The sequence below is a fragment of the Streptomyces sp. NPDC020875 genome (assembly GCF_040641415.1).
Lineage (GTDB): Bacteria > Actinomycetota > Actinomycetes > Streptomycetales > Streptomycetaceae > Streptomyces.
The window spans coordinates 16145-37340 of record NZ_JBFADP010000002.1; the positions used below are offsets into that span (position 1 = coordinate 16145).

General features: G+C 72.9%; 17 protein-coding genes. 5 read left to right on the forward strand and 12 right to left on the reverse strand.

Going from position 1 to position 21196, the window contains the following annotated elements:
- Nucleotides 1–136: 136 nt before the first annotated feature.
- Nucleotides 137–1606, forward strand: a complete 1470-nt coding sequence (locus AB0G74_RS01345; protein WP_361139030.1) for a zinc-dependent metalloprotease — start codon at nucleotides 137–139, stop codon at nucleotides 1604–1606.
- Nucleotides 1603–2154, forward strand: coding sequence for an NUDIX hydrolase (locus AB0G74_RS01350; RefSeq protein WP_361139033.1), 552 nt, complete (start codon nucleotides 1603–1605; stop codon nucleotides 2152–2154). Before AB0G74_RS01345 ends, AB0G74_RS01350 begins: the two co-directional genes overlap by 4 nt.
- Before the next feature lie 254 nt (nucleotides 2155–2408).
- On the opposite strand, the gene AB0G74_RS01355 is transcribed toward AB0G74_RS01350, so the two are convergent.
- From AB0G74_RS01355 to AB0G74_RS01370, 4 genes are all read right to left on the reverse strand, one after another.
- Complete coding sequence (locus AB0G74_RS01355; protein WP_361139036.1) at nucleotides 2409–3149, reverse strand: AIM24 family protein; 741 nt, start codon at nucleotides 3147–3149, stop codon at nucleotides 2409–2411.
- A 19-nt stretch (nucleotides 3150–3168) separates the two neighbouring features.
- The gene (locus AB0G74_RS01360; protein ID WP_361139039.1) at nucleotides 3169–3849 is read right to left on the reverse strand and encodes an AIM24 family protein; all 681 of its coding nucleotides are present in this window, start codon (nucleotides 3847–3849) and stop codon (nucleotides 3169–3171) included.
- A gap of 14 nt (nucleotides 3850–3863) precedes the next feature.
- Nucleotides 3864–5513 (reverse strand): TerD family protein, encoded by a 1650-nt coding sequence (locus AB0G74_RS01365; protein WP_361139042.1) that lies wholly within the window; start codon nucleotides 5511–5513, stop codon nucleotides 3864–3866.
- A 233-nt stretch (nucleotides 5514–5746) separates the two neighbouring features.
- A complete protein-coding gene (locus AB0G74_RS01370) occupies nucleotides 5747–6448 on the reverse strand; it encodes a M48 family metallopeptidase (protein ID WP_361139045.1) in 702 nt (233 codons plus the stop codon).
- Nucleotides 6449–6707: 259 nt separating this feature from the next.
- Here AB0G74_RS01370 and AB0G74_RS01375 point away from each other — a divergent pair, with 259 nt between their 5' ends.
- On the forward strand, nucleotides 6708–7856 hold the full coding sequence (locus tag AB0G74_RS01375; RefSeq protein WP_361139048.1) for a ThiF family adenylyltransferase: 1149 nt from the start codon (nucleotides 6708–6710) through the stop codon (nucleotides 7854–7856).
- A 69-nt stretch (nucleotides 7857–7925) separates the two neighbouring features.
- Entirely contained in the window at nucleotides 7926–9260 is a 1335-nt protein-coding gene (locus AB0G74_RS01380; RefSeq protein WP_361139050.1) for an AarF/ABC1/UbiB kinase family protein, read from the forward strand.
- Between the two features lie 483 nt (nucleotides 9261–9743).
- Here AB0G74_RS01380 and AB0G74_RS01385 read toward each other — a convergent pair whose 3' ends face one another.
- From AB0G74_RS01385 to AB0G74_RS01405, 5 genes are all read right to left on the reverse strand, one after another.
- Nucleotides 9744–9965, reverse strand: coding sequence for a hypothetical protein (locus tag AB0G74_RS01385; RefSeq protein ID WP_361139053.1), 222 nt, complete (start codon nucleotides 9963–9965; stop codon nucleotides 9744–9746).
- Nucleotides 9966–10147: 182 nt separating this feature from the next.
- Nucleotides 10148–10471 (reverse strand): hypothetical protein, encoded by a 324-nt coding sequence (locus tag AB0G74_RS01390; RefSeq protein WP_361139055.1) that lies wholly within the window; start codon nucleotides 10469–10471, stop codon nucleotides 10148–10150.
- Nucleotides 10468–10845, reverse strand: coding sequence for a WhiB family transcriptional regulator (locus tag AB0G74_RS01395; protein WP_361139057.1), 378 nt, complete (start codon nucleotides 10843–10845; stop codon nucleotides 10468–10470). The genes AB0G74_RS01390 and AB0G74_RS01395 overlap by 4 nt, the downstream gene beginning before the upstream one ends.
- Before the next feature lie 191 nt (nucleotides 10846–11036).
- Entirely contained in the window at nucleotides 11037–11360 is a 324-nt protein-coding gene (locus AB0G74_RS01400; RefSeq protein ID WP_361139489.1) for a hypothetical protein, read from the reverse strand.
- A 239-nt stretch (nucleotides 11361–11599) separates the two neighbouring features.
- Nucleotides 11600–13774 (reverse strand): ATP-dependent DNA helicase UvrD2, encoded by a 2175-nt coding sequence (locus tag AB0G74_RS01405; protein ID WP_361139059.1) that lies wholly within the window; start codon nucleotides 13772–13774, stop codon nucleotides 11600–11602.
- A gap of 340 nt (nucleotides 13775–14114) precedes the next feature.
- Between AB0G74_RS01405 and AB0G74_RS01410 the strand changes: the two genes are divergently transcribed.
- A complete protein-coding gene (locus tag AB0G74_RS01410) occupies nucleotides 14115–14369 on the forward strand; it encodes a mycoredoxin (protein ID WP_361139061.1) in 255 nt (84 codons plus the stop codon).
- Nucleotides 14370–14532: 163 nt separating this feature from the next.
- On the opposite strand, the gene nudC is transcribed toward AB0G74_RS01410, so the two are convergent.
- The 3 genes from nudC to AB0G74_RS01425 form a co-directional block, all read right to left on the reverse strand.
- Nucleotides 14533–15486 (reverse strand): NAD(+) diphosphatase, encoded by a 954-nt coding sequence (gene nudC / locus AB0G74_RS01415; protein WP_361139064.1) that lies wholly within the window; start codon nucleotides 15484–15486, stop codon nucleotides 14533–14535.
- Between the two features lie 120 nt (nucleotides 15487–15606).
- Nucleotides 15607–17004 carry a dipeptidase gene (locus AB0G74_RS01420; protein WP_361139067.1) on the reverse strand — a complete coding sequence of 466 codons (1398 nt, stop codon included), beginning with the start codon at nucleotides 17002–17004 and terminating at the stop codon, nucleotides 15607–15609.
- Between the two features lie 10 nt (nucleotides 17005–17014).
- Entirely contained in the window at nucleotides 17015–20710 is a 3696-nt protein-coding gene (locus tag AB0G74_RS01425) for an ATP-dependent DNA helicase (RefSeq protein ID WP_361139070.1), read from the reverse strand.
- Between the last annotated feature and the right edge of the window lie 486 nt (nucleotides 20711–21196).

Genomic DNA, 21196 nt, shown 5'->3' on the forward strand with positions numbered 1-21196 from the left:
GGCGTCCATCCTGCCGCAGGCCACGAGCCGACGGAGCACCGAGCCCGGATGCGGGCCGGGATGTCTACGCTGGGTGGTGTTGTGAGGGCATTCGCCGTCGGCCCGGAGCCGGCGGCCCTACGAGCCGAGGAAACCCGTGAGTGACACCCCATTCGGATTCGGCCTTCCGCCGGAGGAGCCGGAGCCCGGCGACGGCAAGAAGAAGGACCCCGCGGGCGGTGGCAGCGGCGCCGGCGGTTCGTCCCCGCAGAATCCCTTCGGATTCGGCGGCGGGCCCGGTGGCGGGGACAATCCTTTCGCCGCCATGTTCGGAGCCATGGGCCCGCAGGATCTGGGCGCCGCGTTCCAGCAGCTCGGCCAGATGCTGAGCTACGAGGGCGGTCCGGTCAATTGGGACATGGCCAAGCAGATCGCCCGGCAGACCGTCTCCCAGGGCACGGCGGACGGCGTCAAGGACGCCTCAGTGAGCCCCGTGGACCGTACGGCGGTGGAGGAGGCGCTGCGGCTGGCGGATCTCTGGCTGGACGGCGTGACGTCCCTGCCGTCGGGTGCGAACACGGCGGTGGCGTGGAGCCGCGCCGAGTGGGTCGAGGCGACTCTCCCGGCGTGGAAGCAGCTGGTCGACCCGGTCGCCGAGCGGGTGGGCACGGCGATGGGCGGGGTGCTGCCGGAGGAGATGCAGGCCATGGCGGGCCCGCTGATCGGCATGATGCGCTCCATGGGCGGCGCCATGTTCGGTCAGCAGATCGGGCAGGCGATGGGCGTTCTGGCCGGTGAGGTCGTGGGCTCCACGGACATCGGTCTGCCGCTCGGCCCGGCCGGTAAGGCCGCCCTCCTGCCGCTGAACGTGGAGGCGCTCGGCAAGGACCTGGGTGTCCCCAAGGAGGAGGTCCGGCTCTATCTGGCCCTGCGCGAGGCCGCTCACCAGCGGCTCTTCGCCCATGTGCCGTGGCTGCGGTCGCATCTCTTCGGGGCCGTCGAGGGCTATGCCCGGGGGATCACGGTCGACACCTCCAAGCTGGAGGACGTCGTGGGGCAGTTCGACCCCTCGCATCCGGAGCAGCTGCAGGAGGCGCTCCAGCAGGGCATGTTCCAGCCGGAGGACACCCCGCAGCAGAAGGCGGCGCTGGCCCGGCTGGAGACGGCGCTGGCGCTGGTGGAGGGCTGGGTGGACGCGGTGGTGCACGCCGCCGCCTCGTCCCGGCTGACATCGGCCGACGCGCTCCGCGAGACGCTGCGCAGGCGGCGCGCCTCGGGCGGCCCCGCCGAGCAGACCTTCGCCACCCTGATCGGGCTCCAGCTCCGTCCGCGCAGGCTGCGGGACGCGTCGCGGCTCTGGGCGTCGCTGACGGACGCGCGCGGGATGGACGGCCGGGACGCGCTCTGGGAGCACCCGGACATGCTGCCGACCGCCACCGACCTGGACGACCCGGACGGTTTCGTCCACAGCGAGCAGCTGGACTTCTCGGAGCTGGACAAGATGCTCGGCGAGGCGGCGTCCGGTGACGGCACCGACCGGGGCGGGAACGGCGGCAAGGCCGAGGGCGACGGCAAGGACGAGGGCAAGGAAGGCGACGGCGACGGGACGGAGGGCCCGGGCCGGTGAGCCTGCACGACGACGCCGTCGCCGTACTGAAGGGGCATGACACCGGCGGCGACGCCCAGCAGGAAGAGCTGCGGCTGCGCTATCTGGACCATCTCGCGGCCCGTCCGGACGGGATGTGGAAGGCGTGCGGTGAGGGGCATCTGACCGCCAGCGCGCTGATCGTGGATCCGGGGCGGGAGCGGGTGCTGCTGACCCTCCACCGCAAGCTGGGGATGTGGCTCCAGATGGGCGGTCACTGCGAGCCGGGCGATCCGTCGCTGGCGGCTGCGGCGCTCCGCGAGGCGACCGAGGAGTCCGGGATTCCGGGGCTGACGCTGGTGGCCGTCCGGGACGGTGTGCCGGGCCCGGTCCGGCTGGACCGGCATCCGATTCCGGCGCCCTGCCACTGGCATCTGGATGTGCAGTACGCGGCGCTGGCCCCGGCCGGTGCGACGGCCCTGGTCAGTGACGAGTCGCTGGATGTGCGCTGGTTCGGCTATGCCGAGGTGGCGGAGGTGGCGGACGATTCGGTGGTCCGGCTGATGGAGCGGGCCAGGGCCGTGCTGTAGCGGCGCCGTCGCGGGGGCGGCGTAGCCGGGGCCCGTACGGTACGGGTCCGGCGCCGGGCGTCCGTACGAGCGGATGCGGTGTCTCCGTACGGGCCCGACAGTGGCGGGCCCGTACGGACTCACCGAGCCCGGCCGTGGCGGGCCGCCCGCGGGCGGCCGGTCCGGGGCGCGGCAAAGGCGACAAGGGGTGTCCGTCCTCCTGCGCGGAGGACGGGCACCCCTTGTCGCCGTCGGTACGCGGGTACCGCCCGGGGTCAGTTCCAGGCGTTGCCGCGGTTGCGGCCGTCCGCGCCGAACTGGCCGCGGACACCCTCGCCGATCTGGGCGTTCTGCGGCGGCATGACCTCACTCGGCTGAACGAGGACGTAGCCCTGGCCGAGGAAGCTCAGCTCCCAGCCCTCGCCGGTGTTGCCGCGCCGGGTCCGGACGCTGGTGGACGTCGTCGGGGCCTGCATCTGCACCCGCAGCCCGGTCGACCAGGCGACGATCGCGTCGGAGTCGACGTTCACATACGAGTCGGGGGTCACCCGCAGCATCAGCGGCTGGCCGGAGGTCATCAGGGCGACCTTGCCCTGTCCGGAGATATTGAGCTGGTACTTCCCGGAGCCGGAGATTCCGTACTCGCTGTCGACCGCGAGAACCTCGGTCCGCAGATCGGGGTCGAGGGCGAGGACGTACGCGCTGTCGACGGTCAGACCGCCGCTGTCGATGTCCACGAGGTGGATGTGCTGGGCGAGGTTGGCGAGGTAGACGGTGCCCTGGCCCGAGCAGCGCATCAGGTCCAGGCCCTCGCCGGTCCGTTCCCGGCTGCGGCGGCTGCTCGCGCTCTGGTACTCGCCGTCGAAGTCGACGAGTCCCTGATAGGCGACCATCGCGCCCTTACGGGCGAGGACGTCGTCGTTGCCCTTCAGGGTGACCCGCAGAAGCTGCGGGTTCTGGACGGCGTAGCGCTCCTGTGTCTGCTGCTCGCCATAGGTGAAAAGTGGGCTCTGCATGGTGTTCTTCCGCTCCCCCTCAGCCCCGGATCCGCAGCCGGTCGGTGTTGTCCTCACTGGGCTGGACGACGACGATGCCCTCCCCGGAGAAGGCCATCTGGTACGCCTCCCCGGTGCCTCGGCCGATCAGGGCCCCGGCCTTCATGCTCCGCTTGGCCTTCACCTTCAGATGCGGTGACCAGGCGACGAGGGCGTCGGGGTCCACGTAGGTCTCGTCCTGGCCCCGGCCGCAGTCGACCACGATGGGCGTGCCGCGGGAGGTGAGGGCGACCCAGCCGGTGCCCGCGATCTCCACGTTCCACAGGCCGGTGCCGGCGAGTTTGGCCATGCCCTTGACCTTCTGGACACCCCACTGGAGATGGGCGTCGAAGGCGAGGACGTTGGAGCCGTTGACGGAGAGGGCGTCGTTGTCGAGGTAGATCACCACGACATCGGCGCCGTAGTCGGCGAGATACAGCACGCCGTCGCCGTGGCAGCGCATGATCGGCGCGCCTTCGCCGGTGGCCCACTGCGACAGCGCCTGCTGGGCGGAGGGCGGATTGGCCTCGTACTGGACGAAGCCCTCGTAGGCGACCATCGAGCCGGTTCTGGCGAACAGGTCCTGGCCGGTGGCCATGGCCACCTTGAGCATGGTGCGGCCGTGGTTCTCCATCCGGGCCGCCACGGGGGTCGGGGCGTAGCCCGCGAGTTGCTGGTTCATGTCTTCGGGCTCCCTCAGACCTCGTAGGGCTGGACGACGACGAAGTTGCCGGGCGCGCCCCGGAACTGGAGGTTCACGGTCTCGCCGCTGTGTCCCGGGTACGAGTGGCGGCGCAGCCGGACCTGGGAGGCCACGATCACCTGCGACGCGGCGGACCAGGCGACGATGGCGTTGGTGTCGACGAAGGTGCTCGGGGTGACCGGGAGGACGACCGGGGTGCCGTGGGTCTTGACGACGACGGTGCCGGTGCCCTGGAACTGGAGGGTGAAGAGGACTCCGCCGGGGATGCCGTGGCCCTCGATCCGGCGGACCTCGCACTGGAGGGACTCGTCGAAGGCGAGGACGTTCTCGGCGGAGACGCAGATCGCGTCGCCCTGCAGTTCGATGGGGTGCAGATGGGCGTTGTTCTCGGCGAGGAAGACCTGTCCCCGGCCGGTACAGCGCATCAGCTGCATCTCCTGGCCGGTGGCCCGGCCGGTGATCCGGCCCGCGACGCCGTTGCTCTTGTGGCTGAAATCAATCTTGCCCTGGTACATGACCATACTGCCGCTGCGGGCGAGGACGGCGGTACCGCCCATGGCCACGTCGACCCGCATCAGCTGCTGGTTCTGCGGGGTCCAGCGCTGCCCGGTAGGCGTTTCGCGGTACGACTGGAGGGCGGCGTGGAGTCCGGGACCGGCGGCGGGCATGCCCTGCGGAACACCGGCGGGGGCGCCGGGGACACCGGGCTGGCCGTATCCGAACGGCGGGGCGGCGGCGGGCGGCGGGGCCATCCCGGGGACCTGGCCGAACGGCGGCTGCTGACCCGGCATCTGACCGAACGGCGGCGCGGCGACGGGCGGCTGGCCCGGCACCTGGCCGAACGGCGGCTGCTGGCCGGGGACCTGACCGAACGGCGGGGCCGCGACGGGCGGCGGTACGGGCGCGCCCGGCGGAGGTACGGCCGCGGGCGGGGCCGGGGGCACCGGGGGCTGGCGGAAAGCGGGCGCGGGCTGCGGCGGATACGGCTGTCCGACGGGCGGCACCGGCGGGGCGGGGGCGACGGGCGGGACGGGTGCGGCCGGTGCGGCGGGTGGCGGGGCGCCGAACGCGGGCGGGGCCGCGGGGGCCGGGGCCTGCGCGGCGGCCGGCTGGTCCTCGGCGACCTCGCCGCCGAAGTTCCGCAGCAGCGCGTCGAGCCCGCCGTCGAAGCCCTGGCCGACGGCGGCGAACCGCCAGACGTCCTTCAGATAGAAGTCGCCGAGCATCACCGCGCGCTCGGTGGTGAACTCCGCACCCGTGAAGGGGTAGCGGGCGACTTCCTCGCCTCCGGCGACGATCCGGACGTAACCGGGGCCGACCTGCGACATCTGGCCCGCGCCGTCGATGGTGGCGGTGAAGCTGAGTTTGGTGATGTGTGCCGGTATGCGGTCGAGCGTGACCCGGAACGACTCGGTGTCCCCGGACTGCGCGCCGAGCAGCTGAATGGACTCTTCCGGGGACTTCGGCTGGTTGAAGAAGACGAAGTACCGGTCGTCCGAGAGTTTCTCGTCGGCGTCCAGCCCGAAACAACTGATGTCGAAGGTCAGACCGGGGGCGGCGATCGATACGCCGACATACAGATCCGTACCCGCGGTGAGATCACTGATCTTGGCCTTGTGGCCGCGTTGGAATTCCCTGGCCATGCGTAACGACCGTCCCCCATCCCGAAAAAAACGACGAATGCGTCGCGCCAGGCTAACCGCTGGCCACCACATCCGGCCAAGGGGCCGATGCGTGCCGGGACAGTATCGGTACACGGGGACCGCCGTCCGACGACGGGAGACCGGGCACGGGGCGCCGAGGGGCACCGCCTCGGATCGGTCCGGACCGGCGCGCCTCGGACTGGTGCGCCCCGGACCCCGGCGTCGTGAGGGGATCAGCCGTTGTCGGGGGCCGGGCCCGCCGCAGGCCCGACGTCGTCCCCGCGGTCCCGGCCGTCTCCGCCGCCCTCGCCGCCTTCGCCTTCGCCGTACGGGGGCCGGGGCAACCGCTCGGCGGCGACGACGCCCTCCAGATAGCCACGGGCGCGCTCGGTCCGCGGATACGCCTCAAGCAGCCGCCAGAAACGGGGCCCGTGCCCGGGGACCAGCAGATGGGCGAGTTCGTGGACGAGGACGTAGTCCACCACGTACTCGGGCATGCCCTGGAGGCGGTGGGAGAGCCGGATACTGCCCTCGGCCGGGGTGCAGGAGCCCCAGCGGGTGTTCTGGTTCGTCACCCAGCGCACCGACGCGGGGCGGGCCCGACCGTCGAGATACTGCGTGGAGAGCCGCTCCGCGCGCTCGGCCAGCTCTCCGTCACCGAGGATCCGCTTGTTCTCCTGCGCGGCCAGTTTGTCCAGCATCACACCGACCCAGCGGCGCTCCTCGGCCTCCGACATCCGGGCCGGGATCAGGACGATCGTCCGGTCGCCCTCGCGATAGGCGGAGACGGTCCGGCTGCGGCGCGCGCTTCTGCGGACCTCGACCGCACTGGTCGCCGCCCCTCGGGAGGCACGGCCGGTGGCACGGCGCCGCGGGCTTTCCCCGCCCCCGGGCGGGGTCCGGCCGGCGACACGGGAGGAAGGGTCGACGGACACGCCATGACGTTACCCGCTGAATGCCGCAGAAGCACCGGCTCCGCGTCGGTTCTCCGCTGAACTCCGCCGTGCGCCACCACACGAACACAGCATTGAAACGATAATCACCCCGCACGCCCACACCTGTGGACAACTTTCCCCCCTCGCGGACCCGGCCGTGCATTCTGATCCCACCGGCGCGATCGGAAGGCGGCTCGGAAGTCCGGCCGCTTTCATGATCGAAAAGCGCGCCGCACGAACGGAAACAGGGGGAACGGCGATGCGTCCGATGGTGAAACCGGCGTTACGGCGCGCCTGGCGTGCCCGGCAGACGGTCCAGTTCGGGGTGACACCCGCGCACGCGGTGTCGATCGGCCCGGTCGACACCGCGACCGGGGCTCTGTTGGAACGGCTCGACGGGTCGCGCGATCTCGATCTGCTGCGGGCCGACGCGCGGACGATGGGGCTGCCGGACGGCTTGGCCGAGAGCCTGGTCAGACGGCTGACGGCGGCCGGTCTGATCGATGACGCGAGCAGCGGCGGCCCCGCCGCCGAGGCCCTGCGGCGGCGCCGGGACGCGCTCGACCGGCTCCGCCCGGACGCGGCCTCGCTGTCGGTGGTCGACCCGGAACCGGGTGGCGGCCTGCGCCGGCTCGCGGTCCGGCGGGGTTTGCGGGTCCGGGTCAGGGGCGCGGGCCGGGTCGGGGCCTCCGTCGCCGCGCTGCTGTCGGCGGCCGGGGTCGGCGGGGTCGAGGTACTCGACGGCGGTTGTACGGAGCCGGGGGACGTCACGCCCGGCGGGCTGCCCGCAGGCGCGGTCGGAGAGCGCCGCGATCTGTCGGCCCGCCGTCTGGTCCGCCGGGCGGCGCCCGGGCGTCCGCCGCGCTCCTCCCCCGGCGGGGGCGGGGACCTGCCGGGGGAGCCGGGGCTGGCGCTGGTGGTGGTCTGTCCTCGGGACGGTCTGGGGGCCTATGTCCCGGATCCGCTCCCGGCGGCCGACTGGATCGCGGGCGGCGTGCCTCATCTGTACGCGGGAGTGGTCGAGGCGACGGGGGTGGTGGGCCCGCTGGTCCTGCCCGGCGGGACGGCCTGCGCGAGTTGTATGGAGCTGGCCAGGACCGACCGCGACCCGGGCTGGCCACGGTTGCTGGCCCAGTGGCGTTCGGGTGGGCGCCGGGTGCCGGTGCCCGCCTGCGAGCTGTCGCTGGCGTCGACGGTCGCGGGGCTGGCGGCGGCGCACGCGCTCTCCTTCCTCGACGGCGAGCTGCCGCTGACCGCCGGGGCCCGCTGGGAGACGTCGCTGCCGCTGCTGGACTGGCGCCGGGAGCCGCTGGCCCCGCATCCGCGGTGCGTCTGCGGCGCCTACCGGAAAAGTGAGGGGGATGACACCCCGGGACCGCCCGGGTCTCACGAGAGAATGGCGGGGTGACGCGGCACGGGGGCCGAACCGTCGGGCTCACGCGGCATGGCTGTCGGCATTCGGGATTAGGAGGGGCGTATGTCTGATCTTCCCCGGAAGGCGGTTACTCGGACCGCCAAGTTGGCCGCGCTGCCCTTGGGGTTCGCGGGGCGGGCCACTTGGGGGCTGGGCAAGCGGATCGGGGGCAGACCGGCCGAGATCGTCGCCCGGGAGCTGCAACAGCGGACCGCCGAGCAGCTGTTCAAGGTGCTGGGCGAGTTGAAGGGCGGCGCGATGAAGTTCGGGCAGGCGCTCTCGGTCTTCGAGTCCGCCCTGCCGGAGGACGTCGCCGGTCCCTATCGCGCCGCGCTCACCAAGTTGCAGGACGCGGCTCCACCGATGCCGACGAGTACGGTGCACCGGGTGCTCGCGGAACGGCTGGGCGAGGGGTGGCGGGAGCTGTTCCTGGAGTTCGAGGACGCCCCGTCGGCCGCCGCCTCGATCGGCCAGGTCCACCGGGCGGTCTGGGCCGACGGGCGGCCGGTCGCGGTGAAGGTGCAGTATCCGGGGGCGGGGGCGGCGCTGCTGTCGGACCTCACCCAGCTGAGCCGGTTCGCCCGGCTGCTGGGCCCGCTGATACCGGGGATGGATGTGAAGCCGCTGATCGCGGAGTTGCGCGACCGGGTGGCGGAGGAGCTGGACTACGCGCTGGAGGCCGAGGCGCAGCGGGCGCACGCGGCGGAGTTCGCGGACGATCCCGATGTGCTGGTCCCGGATGTGGTGCATCAGTCGGATCAGGTGCTGGTCACGGAGTGGCTGGAGGGGATACCGCTGGCGGAGGTGATCGCCGGGGGTTCGCCGGAGCAGCGTGACCGGGCGGGCCAGTTGCTGGCCAGGTTCCTGTTCTCGGGACCGGCCAGGACCGGGCTGCTGCACGCGGATCCGCATCCGGGCAACTTCCGGCTGGTCCCCGGGGCGGACGGGGAGGAGTGGCGGCTCGGGGTACTGGACTTCGGCACGGTCGACCGGCTTCCGGGCGGGCTTCCGCCGCAGATCGGCGAGTCGCTGCGGATGACGCTGGAGGGCGAGGCGGACGCGGTCTACGAGACGCTCCGGGAGGAGGGCTTCGTCAAGGAGGAGATCGATCTCGACCCGGACGCGGTCCTGGAGTATCTGCTGCCGATCATCGAACCGGCCGAAGTGGACGAGTTCACCTTCAGCCGGGGCTGGATGCGGTCCCAGGCGGCGCGAATAGCCGACCTCCGCTCCCCCGCGCATCAGCTGGGCAAGCAGCTCAATCTGCCGCCGTCGTATCTGCTGATCCACCGGGTGACGCTCAGCACGATCGGGGTGCTCTGCCAGCTCAACGCGACCGTACGGCTCCGGGACGAACTGGAGGACTGGGTCCCCGGTTTCCTCGGGGAGTACGACTAGGACGCGGAGTACGAGGACACGGGTGACGAAGAAGGCGGCGCAGAAGACGCAGAAAACGTCGACGACACAGCGGGCGCGGAGGGCGCGGAAGGCGCGGAAGGCTCAGGGGCCGTAGGCGGCGCGGCGGACGAGTCCGGTGAGTCCGCCGGGCGCGCCGGGGCGGTCGAGGACGCCGACGGCGGAGCGGTGTCCGGGGACGGCACCGGTGATGCCGGGGAGGAGACGCCGTCTCCCCGCGCCGCCCGCCGTGCCTCCGAGGACCCGTACCCGGACGCCGGTCAGGCCCCCGCCCGGGCCTGACCGGCCGCGCCGCCACCCCGGGCACGGCTTACGGCACAGCCCTGCCCGGCCAGGCCGGGCCGGGCCGGGAGCACAACCACAAGCACGACCAGGGGGCGGGAGGGGCGGGGGCGGGGGGAGGGGCCCCCGGGGGAGGCGGAGAAACGGTGGAGGGCGCGTCTCGCTGTGCTCCGTCCTCCGGAACTACCACCAGCTGGAGTGGAGGCGGCCTTCGATGGCGCGGAGGTTGGCGCGGGCGCAGTCGTCGCAGAGGTAGCGGCGGGTGCCGTTCTCCATGGAGCAGGTCCAGGTGAGGGGGGCCGGTCCCCCGGCGTCCCGACCGCAGCGGGCGCATCCGACGCGCTCGGCGCCCGGGTCGTCCGGGTCGTCCGGGTCGTCCGGACAAGGAGTTTTCTGCTCGTCCACCCGGTGACGATACCTCCGCCCGGGGCGGGGGCCGGGGCAACGCACCGCGGGGGCCGGTCCTGACGGACCGGCCCCCGCGGGCTGTTGTCGCCGTTCGACTGGGCGACCAGGGATTTTCCCGGTGGATCAGACCGGACGAGGCTTCATGCCTGCGAGCCCGGCGAGATCCGAAGAGGGTCTACCTAGTTCATGACGGCCATGGCGAGCGCCCGGCGGGCACGCATCGAGGCGCGCTCCGCCCGGCGCTGCATGCGCCGCGCGGCGACCAGGCGCGTGGCCCGGCGTTCCGCGTCGGCTTCGCGCAGGCGGTCGCGCATTTGCGCGCGCGCCATGGCTTCTGGGATGAGTTGCATCGCGTGGGTCCTGTTCTGGCGGGCGACGGCCGCGCCGGTGGTGGTGACGTCTGTGGTAGCCGAGCGCGGAAGCTCGTTCACGGCAGTGGGCATGGGGTCCTGCTTCTGGGGGTCGTGCGCGTAGGGGCGGTCGATGGTTCCGATGGCTTTCATGCCGAGACCGGGTTCTTACGCGGGCGACCACGGGGCCGCTTGCGGGCGACGACCACGCCCTGGACGAACAGCTCGCCGCCCCAGACACCCCACGGCTCGCGGCGCTCCTTGGCGCCCGCGAGGCATGCCTCCATCAGGGGGCAGGTGCGGCAGAGGGACTTGGCGTACTCGACGTCCGCCGGGGACTCGGCGAAGAAGACCTCCGGGTCGTACGAACGGCAGGGGACGGGTACGCCGAGGTTCTCGATGGCGTCGTCGAGCGCGGTCAGCGCGGTGAGCGGGGCGGGGGAGGTCAAGAGGGAGTCCTTCGCGTGGGCGGGCGGGGCGATCTGCGGGTGCGGCGGTACGGACGTGGCGTGCGCTTCGAGTTGCACGGTCTGTCTTTCCTCGTCTTGTCGGTCCGGCGGTCTGCCGGTTGGTGGTCCCCCGGCGGTTTCGGGGGGCTTGGTACCGGGTGGTGCTGTCCCGAGGCTCCTTCGGGCCGTTCTCCCCTGTGCCGGGGAAAACAGAAGGGCCGCGGATCCCGAGTGGGTTCCGCGGCCCTGAAGGCGCCGGCCTGATCAGATCAGGCTGGATCACTCCAGGGTTCATGCCCACGGAAGGCCCACTTGGTGGGGTGCTGCTTCGTCTGCTGCGTGTTGTCGGCACTGGCCGCCGCGAAGGCATAGCCCTTGACGGGGTCGCCCGCTGCTGCTGCCACCAGTGCCTTGGTCGGTCGCTCGACCCGCTCCATGCCCCGGACGGGAAGTCCGGCCCGCAGAGCGACGGCAGGGGTGGCGGCCATGGCGCCGGACAGACCGGTGCCATTGCCCAGACCACTGCCATTGACGAGCAGCGACGCGGAGAAGCCGAGCGAGCAGGCGGAGACGACGGCCGAGCGATCGGTCATCGCGGCGGTGGCGGTGCCGACGAAGTTCGCGGCAGTGCCGGTAAAGCCGATGTAGTCGGTCTTGATGGTGATCACTGGGTTCGCCTCCTCTCGGCGTCTCGGGACCGGCCGGGGCCGGTCGCATGTATTCGGATAAGTACATCACGAGGACAGGGCTTCAGTGAAGCGCCCGTTCTCGTGGTTAAGAACCTATGGGGCGGGTCGGGGCCTGCGCAAACTATTTTTCCGACGAGTTTTCCTCACTCCTCCTCGGGACCGCTCTCCACGTCCTGGCCTGCGCAAATGGCGAGGACGTCGGCGCCGAAGCGGTCCAGCTTGCGGCCTCCGACTCCGGAGATCGCGCTCAGCTCCCGCTCGTCGCCGGGGACGGCTTCGGCGATGGCCATCAGGGTCTTGTCGGTGAAGACGCAGTAGGCGGGCTGGCCGAGCTCCCGGGCCTGTCCGGAGCGCCAGTCGCGGAGGCGTTCGTAGAGCGCCTCGTCCATGTCGGACGGGCAGTCCTCGCAGCGCATCAGCTTCATCTCGCCGGCGTCGGTGAGCGTCTTGCCGCAGACCCGGCAGAGCACGGGTCCGCGCCGCTTGCGGCGGCCGGAGCCGCCGGACTCGACTCCGCCGCCGCCTCCGGCGGTCCGGGCGCCGGGGGCGGTGGAGCCGGGTCGCAGCCCGTTGAGGAAGCGGGTGGGGCGGCGGCCCGCCCGGCCGCCGGGGGAGCGGGAGAGCGCCCAGGAGAGGGAGAGGTGGAGCCGGGCGCGGGTGACACCGACGTAGAGCAGCCGGCGCTCCTCCTCGATCTGCTCGTCGGTCTTGGCGTAGGTGATGGGCATGGTGCCCTCGGTGAGGCCGACGAGGAAGACGGCGTCCCATTCGAGGCCCTTGGCGGCGTGCAGTGACGCGAGGGTGACGCCCTGGACGGTGGGGGCGTGCTGGGCGGCGGCCCGTTCGTCGAGTTCGGCGACGAGGTCGGCGAGGCTCGCGCCGGGCTTGGCGCGGGCGAACTCCTCGGCGAGCCGGACGAGGGCGGCGAGGGATTCCCAGCGGTCCCGGACGGCGCCGGATCCGGCGGGGGGCCGGTCGGTCCAGCCCTTGGTGGAGAGCACGGCCCGGACCTGGGCGGGAAGGTCCTCGGCGTCGTCGAGGAGGGCGTCGTTGGATCCGGCCCTGGCGGCGCCGCGGAGGGCGACTCCGGCCTCGCGGACCTCCTGGCGTTCGAAGAACCGCTCGGCGCCGCGGAGCTGGTAGGGCACTCCGGCGTCGGCGAGTGCCTGCTCGTAGACCTCGGACTGGGCGTTGACCCGGTAGAGGACGGCGATCTCCCCGGCGGGGACTCCGGCGGCGACGAGATCGCGGATCCGGCGGGCGGTGCCCTCGGCCTCGGCGGGTTCGTCGGGGTATTCGGTGTAGGCGGGTTCGGGGCCGGGGTCGCGCTGGGAGACCAGTTCCAGGCGGTGCTGGGCGGCCCGGCCCCTGGCCTGGCCGAGGAGGCCGTTGGCGAGATGGACCACCTGGGGGGTGGAGCGGTAGTCGCGGACGAGCTTCACGACGGTCGCCGAGGGGTGGCGGGTGCGGAAGTCCAGCAGATGGTCGGGGGTGGCGCCGGTGAAGGAGTAGATGGTCTGGCTGGCGTCGCCGACGACGCAGAGGCTGTCCCGGTCGCCGAGCCAGAGGTCGAGGAGTCGCTGCTGGAGGGGGCTGACGTCCTGGTACTCGTCGACGACGAAGTGCTGGTACTGCCTGCGGATCTGGTCGGCGATGTCCTGGCGGTCCTGGAGGATGCCGACGGTCAGCAGCAGCACGTCCTCGAAGTCAATCACCGCGCGATCGCGCTTGAGCTGTTCGTACAGCGCATAGATCTGGCTGATTTCCGATGGGTCGCGCGGGGCGTCCCTGAGCGACTTGGCGACGACGGCGGGGTAGTCGGCGGGGACGGTCTGGGTGACCTTGGCCCACTCGATTTCGCTGGTCACGTCGCGGAGCTCATTGCGGTCGAGCCGGATTCGGCAGCGAGCGGCGGCCTCGGCGACGAGCTGGATCTTGCGTTCGAGCAGCCGGGGCAGATCACCACCGACGACTTTCGGCCAAAAATACTGGAGCTGGCGCAGGGCGGCGGAGTGGAAGGTGCGGGCCTGGACGCCACCGGCGCCCAGGTCGCGGAGTCTGCCCCGCATCTCGCCCGCGGCGCGGTTGGTGAAGGTGACGGCCAGCACACTGGCGGGCTGGAGGATTCCGGCCCGGACGCCGTACGCGATGCGGTGGGTGATCGCGCGCGTCTTGCCCGTGCCGGCGCCCGCCAGCACGCACACCGGGCCGTGCAGGGCGGTCGCCACCTCGCGCTGCTCGGGGTCGAGCCCGTCGAGCACCGCGTCGGCCGACTCGGGGACCTGCGGGAAGAGGGAGGAGTGCGTTGCTGCTGTCACCCCGCCATGCTGCCAGGTCTCGCGGGGCGGGTGCGGCGGTTGTCCACAGGAGGGCGCTGTTCGTCGTACCGGGGGTGTGCCCGGCGGGGTGGGATTGGTCTCGGGCCGCGGGCCGCCGGTCGCCTCTCGCCCGGTTCCGCCACCCCTGCGGCCTCCGGTGATGGCGGGGCACCGGCAGCCTTTTCACCGTCGGCGACGGGGGCGAAGGTGTTCCCGGCCGACCCGGGATACGGGAATGGTGGCCGGGTCACGTACGTTCTAGGCGGTGCGGATCGCACCGGACGGGACCGCACCGAGTGGGGGGCCGATGGCCCCGGCAGGACAGAGGAGTCGTAGGACGATGTCGGGCACTGTGACGATGTACAGCACCACGTGGTGCGGATACTGCCGTCGGCTGAAGAGCCAGATGGATCGCGAGGGCATCGCGTACACCGAGATCAACATCGAGCAGGACCCGGACTCCGCGGCCTTCGTCGAGAAGGTCAACGGCGGCAATCAGACGGTGCCCACCGTGCTGGCGGTTTCCCCCGGCGGTACCGAGACCGTGATGACCAACCCGAGTCTCGCCCAGGTGAAGCAGGCGCTCGGCGCCTGACCCGGCGACCGGGCCCGGACGGGCCCGTCGCCCCTGGCGGCCGTCCGGCCCCTCGTCGTAGAAGACGGGGCCGGACGGCCGTCTGCGCGTTTCGGCGTAGCTCCGCACCTGGCCGCGGTTGGGCGCGGGTTTCCGCGCATCGCCGCGGATGGGCGCGGGCGGCTCAGAGGGAGCCGTTGCCGCCGGGCCTGGGGAGCGGCTTGCCGTACCAGATCTCGATCAGCCGGGCCGCGATGGAGATCCCGTACGGGGGCAGCACCTCGCCCGAGTCGAAGGCGGCGGTCAGCTCGTCGCGGGAGAACCAGCGGGCCTCGTGGAGTTCCTCGCCGTCGACCGTTATCCCGGACGTGGTCGCCCGGGCGGTGAAGCCGAGCATCAGGCTGGACGGGAAGGGCCACGGCTGGCTCGCCACGTACGCCACGTCTCCGACGACGACCCCCGCCTCCTCGAACGCCTCCCGGCGGACGGCCTGCTCCAGCGACTCCCCCGGCTCCACGAACCCCGCCAGGGTCGAGAAGCGCCCCTCGGGCCAGTGGAGCTGGCGGCCGAGGAGCGCCCGGTCCTCCTCGTCGGTGATCAGCATGATCACGGCGGGGTCGGTCCGGGGATAGTGTTCGGCGCCGCATGCCTGGCAGCGGCGGATGTGCCCGGCGGCGGCGATCACGGTCCGCTCCCCGCAGCGGGAGCAGAAGCGGTGCAGCCGCTGCCAGTTCTCCAGGGCGACGGCATGGGCCAGCAGGCCCGCGTCCCGGGCGGAGAGCAGCATTCCGGCCTCCCGGAGTCCGGCCGGGCGGGCGGACTGGTCCATCCGGCCGGGCAGGGAGTCCTTCTGGAGGGCGAAGTAGCGGACTCCGTCGGGGTCGGTGCCGAGGAAGTAGCGGTGGGTCTCGGTGACGGGCGCCTCGAAGGCGGGGGTCATCACGAGCTCGGTCCGCCCGTCGGGGGTGTCGTCGACGAGGGCGCGTCCGCCGGAGACCACGAACACCCGGGTCGTCGGGTGGCTCCACGCCGCCGCCAGCCACGCCTCGTCCAGCCGGTGGTGGGCCGCGCGGTCGATCCCGCTGGGCGCGGTCAGGCTGATGGGCTGGTCGGCGGTGGACTGGCTCTCGGTGCTCAACGTACTTCCAACTCCCCCGGACGGGTTCCAGTTCGGCGGTGGGCGGTTACTGAACGTTCTCGGTGGTGGCGGGGTCGGGTGGGCGGGCGGAAAAAGCCGGGTGCCGGTGGGGGCGGGTGGTCAGCGGGCCGCGCTCCCGAGGTCCTCCCAGAGGTGGGCGGCCGTCTCGACGCCTTTCAGCAGCAGTTCGATCTCGACCTTCTCGTTGGGCGCGTGCCAGCCGTCGGAGGGTACCGAGATGCCCAGGAAGAGGACGGGTGCCCCCAGGACGTCCTGGAGGTCGGCGGCGGGTCCCGAGCCGCCCTCACGGGTGAAGAGGATCTTCCGGCCGTCGAAGGCCCGGCTCATGGCGCGGACGACGGACTGGAGCGCGGGATGGTCGAGGGGGGTGAGGCAGGGCCGGGTGGAGGCGGCGAACGAGAGGTCGTAGCCGATGCCGTCGGGGACGCGGTCGGCGACCCAGCGGGCTACGGCGACCTCGACGGCGTCGGGGTCCTGGCCCGCCACCAGCCGGAAGGTGAGCTTCAGCCGGGCGGTGGCGGGGACGATGGTCTTGCCGCCGGGGCCCTGGTAGCCGCCGCCGATGCCGTTGACCTCGGCGGTCGGGCGGGCCCAGATCCGTTCCAGGGTCGTATATCCGGCCTCGCCGAGGGTGCCGGACGATTTGGCGGTGGCCAGCCAGGACGCCTCGTCGAACGGCAGCTCGGCGAAGAGGGCGCGTTCGGCGTCGCTCACGGGGACCACGCCGTCGTAGAAGCCGGGGATCGCGACGCGTTCACCGGCGTCGTGGAGGGCGCCCGCGAGCCTGGCGGCGACGGTCGCCGGGTTGGGTACGGCGCCGCCGAAGGAGCCGGAGTGGATGTCCTGCGCCGGTCCGTGGAGGGCGATCTCGCAGTCGACGAGCCCCCGCATCCCGGTACAGACGGTGGGGGTGGTCTCGGACCACATCCCGGTATCGGAGACGATCACGGTATCGGCGGCCAGCCGCTCGGCCCGCTCCTCCACCAGGGCCCGGAAGTGGGGCGAACCGGACTCCTCCTCGCCCTCGATCAGCAGCTTCAGATGGACGGCGGGGGCGGTACGGCCGGTGGCGGCGAGATGGGCCCGGACCCCGAGGGTGTGGAAGAAGACCTGGCCCTTGTCGTCGGCGGCGCCCCTGGCGTACATCCGGCCGCCGTCGATCCGGGGCTCGAACGGCTCGGACTCCCAGCCGTCGGCGAGGGCGGCGGGCTGGACGTCGTGGTGTCCGTAGACGAGGACGACGGGGGCGTCCGGCTGGTCGGACGGCCATTCGGCGAAGACGGCGGGGGCGCCCGCCGTGGGCCAGACCTCGGCGACCGGGAAGCCGGTCTCCCGGAGGGCGCCGACCAGCCAGTCGGCGCTGCGCCGGACGTCCTCCGCGTGCTCCGGCTGGGCCGAGACGGAGGGAATCCGCAGCCATTCCGCGAGCTCCGCGAGGAAGGTTTCGCGGTGCTGCCGGATGTACGTACGGACGGCGCTGTCCGAGGTGTCGCTCATGTGTATGAGCCTAACCGGCGTACGGGTCGCCCTCCGCCGCCGTACCCGCCGCGACGGGGTCTCCGGCGGGGGCTCCGGCCACGCCCCGACCGCCTTCGGGGGCGCCCCGGAGGAGCCGTTCCAGCTCGTCCCGGCCGGGCAGCCGGGCCGGGGTGACGGTCTCGCCGCTGCGGACGAAGACGAAGGACGCGGTCACGTCCTCGGGGGCGAGCCCGTGCTGTTCGGCCCAGGCCAGCCGGTAGACGGCGAGCTGGAGGGGGTCGGCGGTGGCGGATCTGCCGGTCTTCCAGTCCACGATCTCGAACGCGGCGGGGGCCCCGTCGGCGCCCGGGGTCCGGTAGACGGCGTCGATCCGGCCCCGGACCACCCGCCCGGCGAGGGTGATCCGGAACGGGAACTCCATCCGGTGGGGGGTCCGGCGGGCGTACGGCGTACGGGCAAACGCCTCCTTGAGTTCGGCGAGATCCTGCTCGTCCGTGATGTCTTCTTCATCACCATGGTGGCGGATATCACCGGCGTCATGATCGTACGGATCACCGGGGAGCTCGTCCGGGCCGTGCAGGGGCAGCGGCAGCTCCTCGAACCGGGACTCGACCCAGGCGTGGAAGCGGGTACCGCGCCGGGCGGCGGGCTGCGGCGGACGCGGCATGGGCCGGGCCAGCTCGCGGGCGAAGCCGTCGGGGTCGGCGGCGAGCCGGAGCAGCTGGGACGCGGTGAGCGAGGCGGGCAGCGGGACGTCCCGGACGGCCGCCCCTCTGCGCCGCAGCTCCCCGGAGAGGGCTTCGAGATCGCGGTCCCAGGAGGCGATGGTGCGCAGCTCCTCGGGGGTCAGCTCGCCGTCGTCGTCACCGTCACCGTCGTCACCGTCACCGCCGGGTCCGGGGCGGGGCGGGGGGCCGGACGGCTGGTGCGGGAGTACGGCTCCGGAGGCGGCGCCGGGGCCGGGGGTCTCGTCGTACGGCGGGGCGCCGTCGGCGGTCCCGTAGGGGTCGGCGTCGTATCCGGGGTGGGGCTGGTCCCACTCGTCGTCGGGGGCCGTCTCGTCGTCCAGCCCCTCGGGGAAAAGGTCGTCCGCGTACGCGTCCCCGGCGTACGGCTCGTCGGCGTACGGCTGCCCGGCGTACGGCTCGTCGGCGCGCTGATACCCGGTGACGGGGTCCTCCGGGCGCCGGGCGCGGTGGAGGTGGGCCCGTACGGTCTCGGCGGCCCGGCGGCGGCGGCGCAGGGACTCCGGGTCGAGCGGCAGCGGCCAGGCGTGCTCGGGCCCGGTCTCCGCGAGCGACGGGTTCACGGCGTCGTCGGCGGGGGCGTCCGCCCATGCCTCGATCTCGCCGAACCCGGCCGCGCAGTGGTCGTACAGCGCCTCCAGGAAGGCGGAGGGCCCCCGGCGGCGCTTCTGGGTGGGCCCCCACCAGTGTCCGGAGCCCAGCAACAGGGACCGGGGGCGGGTGAAGGTGACGTATCCGAGCCGCAGCTCCTCCGTGTGCTGGTGCTCCTTCATCCCCTCCTTGAACGCCTTCAGCCCCTTGGCGTCCCAGGCCGTGACGTCGGGGAGGGTGGCGGCGTCACCGCGCAGGGCGTGCGGCAGGACCTGGGGGTGCGAGGTCCATGCCTCGCGCCCCCGCTCGTTCGGGAACTGGCCGGTGACGAGCCCGGGGACGGCGACCACGTCCCACTCCAGTCCCTTGGACTTGTGGGCGGTGAGGACCTTGACCGTGTTCTCACCGCCGGGGAGGGCGTTGTCGAGGCCCTTCTCGTACTGGGCGGCGGTCCGCAGGAAGCCGAGGAAGGCGAGGAGCCCGGCCTCGCCGTCGAGTCCGGCGAAGGAGGCCGCGATGTCGAGGAAGTTGGCGAGGGTCTCCCGGCGGCGGGCGGCGAGGGCGTGCGGGGACGCCGACAGTTCGACGTCGAGCCCGGTGGCGCCGAGGACCCGGTGCAGCACGTCCATCAGGGGGTCGCCCAGGGCGCGGCGCAGCTCCCGCAGCTCGGCGGCGAGATGCGCGAAGCGGACCCGGGCCTCGGCGGAGAACGGCAGGCCGTCGTCCCGGCCGTCCGCGGCCCCTCCGCCACTGCCTCCGCTCCCTCCGCCTCCGGCGGGTTCGAGGAAGGTGTCGAGGGCGTCGGCGAGGGAGACCACTTCCGCCGGGTCGGTGCCCTCGACGGCGGCGGCGAGCCGTTCATCGGCGTCGGCGGGGTCGTCGTCGCCCCGCCGGTGGACCAGCAGCCGGGCGCGGCGGCCGAGGAGCGCCAGATCGCGGAGGCCGATCCGCCAGCGGGGGCCGGTGAGCAGCCGGACCAGGGACGCGTTGGCGCCGGGGTCCTGGAGGACTTCGCAGACGGCGACGAGATCGGCGACCTCGGGCAGGTGCAGCAGCCCGGAGAGCCCGACGACCTCGACGGGGACGTCCCGGGCGACCAGGGCGCCCTGGATCTCGGGGAAGTCGGCGGCGGTACGGCACAGGACGGCGATCTCACCGGGCGCGGTGCCCGTCCGGACGAGGTGGGCGACGGAGTCGGCGAGCCAGGCGATCTCCTCGGCGTGCGTCGGCAGCAGGGCGATCCGTACGCCGCCGTCGTGCTCGGCGCCGGGCGCGGGCCGCAGCGCCTCGACGCCCGCGTGCCGGGCTCGCAGGGGGGCGGCGAGGCCGTTGGCGAGCCGTAGGAGCCTGCCGCCGCTGCGGCGGTTCTCGCTCAGGGCGTAGCGGGTGGCGGGCGTGCCGTCGCGGTGCGGGAAGTGCTCGGGGAAGTCGTCCAGATTGGCCACGGAGGCGCCGCGCCAGCCGTAGATGGCCTGGCAGGGGTCGCCGACGGCGGTCACGGCGTGGCCCGTGCCCCGGCCGAAGAGTCCGGAGAGCAGGATCCGCTGGGCGACCGAGGTGTCCTGGTACTCGTCGAGGAGGACGACCTTGAACTCGTCCCGCAGGATCCGTCCCGTCTCGGGCCGGGTGAGGGCCAGCTCGGCGGAGAGGGCGATCTGGTCACCGAAGTCGAGCAGTTCGCGGGAGCGTTTCGCGGTGCGGTAGCGGGCGGTCAGTTCGAGCAGCTCACGGCGGGCGGCGACGGCTTCGGGGACCTTGCGCAGCTCGGCGTTGCCCAGCCGGGTGCCGTCCAGTACGCGCTGGAGGTCGGTGTCGTACGCGGCGAGCCGCTCCGGGTCCACCAGATGCTCGGACAGCTCCGCGTCGAGGGCGAGCAGATCGCCGACGAGGGTGGGGAAGGAGCGGGTGAGCGCCGGATACGGGCCCGGGGCCTCCCGCAGCACCCGGGCCGCGAGCTGGAACCGGGTGGCGTCGGCGAGAAGCCGGGCGGTCGGCTCCAGGCCGATCCGCAGACCGTGATCGGCGAGGAGCTGCCCGGCGAAGGCGTGGTACGTGGAGATCCTGGGCTCGCCCGGGGGGTTGTCCGGGTCGATCGCGTCGGGATCGGTGACCCCGGCCCGGACGAGGGCGGTCCTGACCCGGTCGGCCAGCTCGCCCGCGGCCTTGTTCGTGAACGTCAGCCCCAGGACCTCCTCGGGGGCGACCTGCCCCGTCCCGACGAGCCAGACGACGCGGGCGGCCATCACCGTCGTCTTCCCGGACCCGGCCCCGGCGACGACGACCTGCGGGGCGGGCGGCGCGGTGATGCACGCCGTCTGCTCCGGGGTGAAGGGGATCCCGAGCAGCTCCTTGAGCTGCTCGGGGTCGTCGATCCGGGCGGGGTTCATGCTTCGAGGCTACGGCCAGGGACTGACAGCCCCTGGCCGGGAGCTGTCAGTCCCGCGTCGCGTGCCCCGGGCGACGCCGGGGGGACCCTCAGCGCCTTGGCCCTCCTGGTGAGGCCCACAACCCGCGCCGCGCCCGGCAGCCTGGTGTAGTTCGCGGTCTGCACCACCGTCGTGGCTGTTCGCGCAGTTCCCCGCGCCCCTAAATGCTCTCCCGAGCGCCGTCCCCGAAATGGGCCCCGACCCCGCTCGCGAGGGGTCGGGCTCTTTCCGAGGGCGGCCAGGAAGGCAACCAGGGGCGCGGGGAACTGCGCGAGCAACCACCCACGGTCCGCAGGCCGGGGAGTACCCGATGGCGCCGGGCGAGACCGGGTAGTCGGCAATGCCGTGGAGGGCCAAGGCGCTGGGGGTCCCCCCATTGCCGAAGGCATAGGGGGCGGAACTGCGCGAACAGCCACAGACCGCGCGCGGTCGGCATACGAGGGCAAG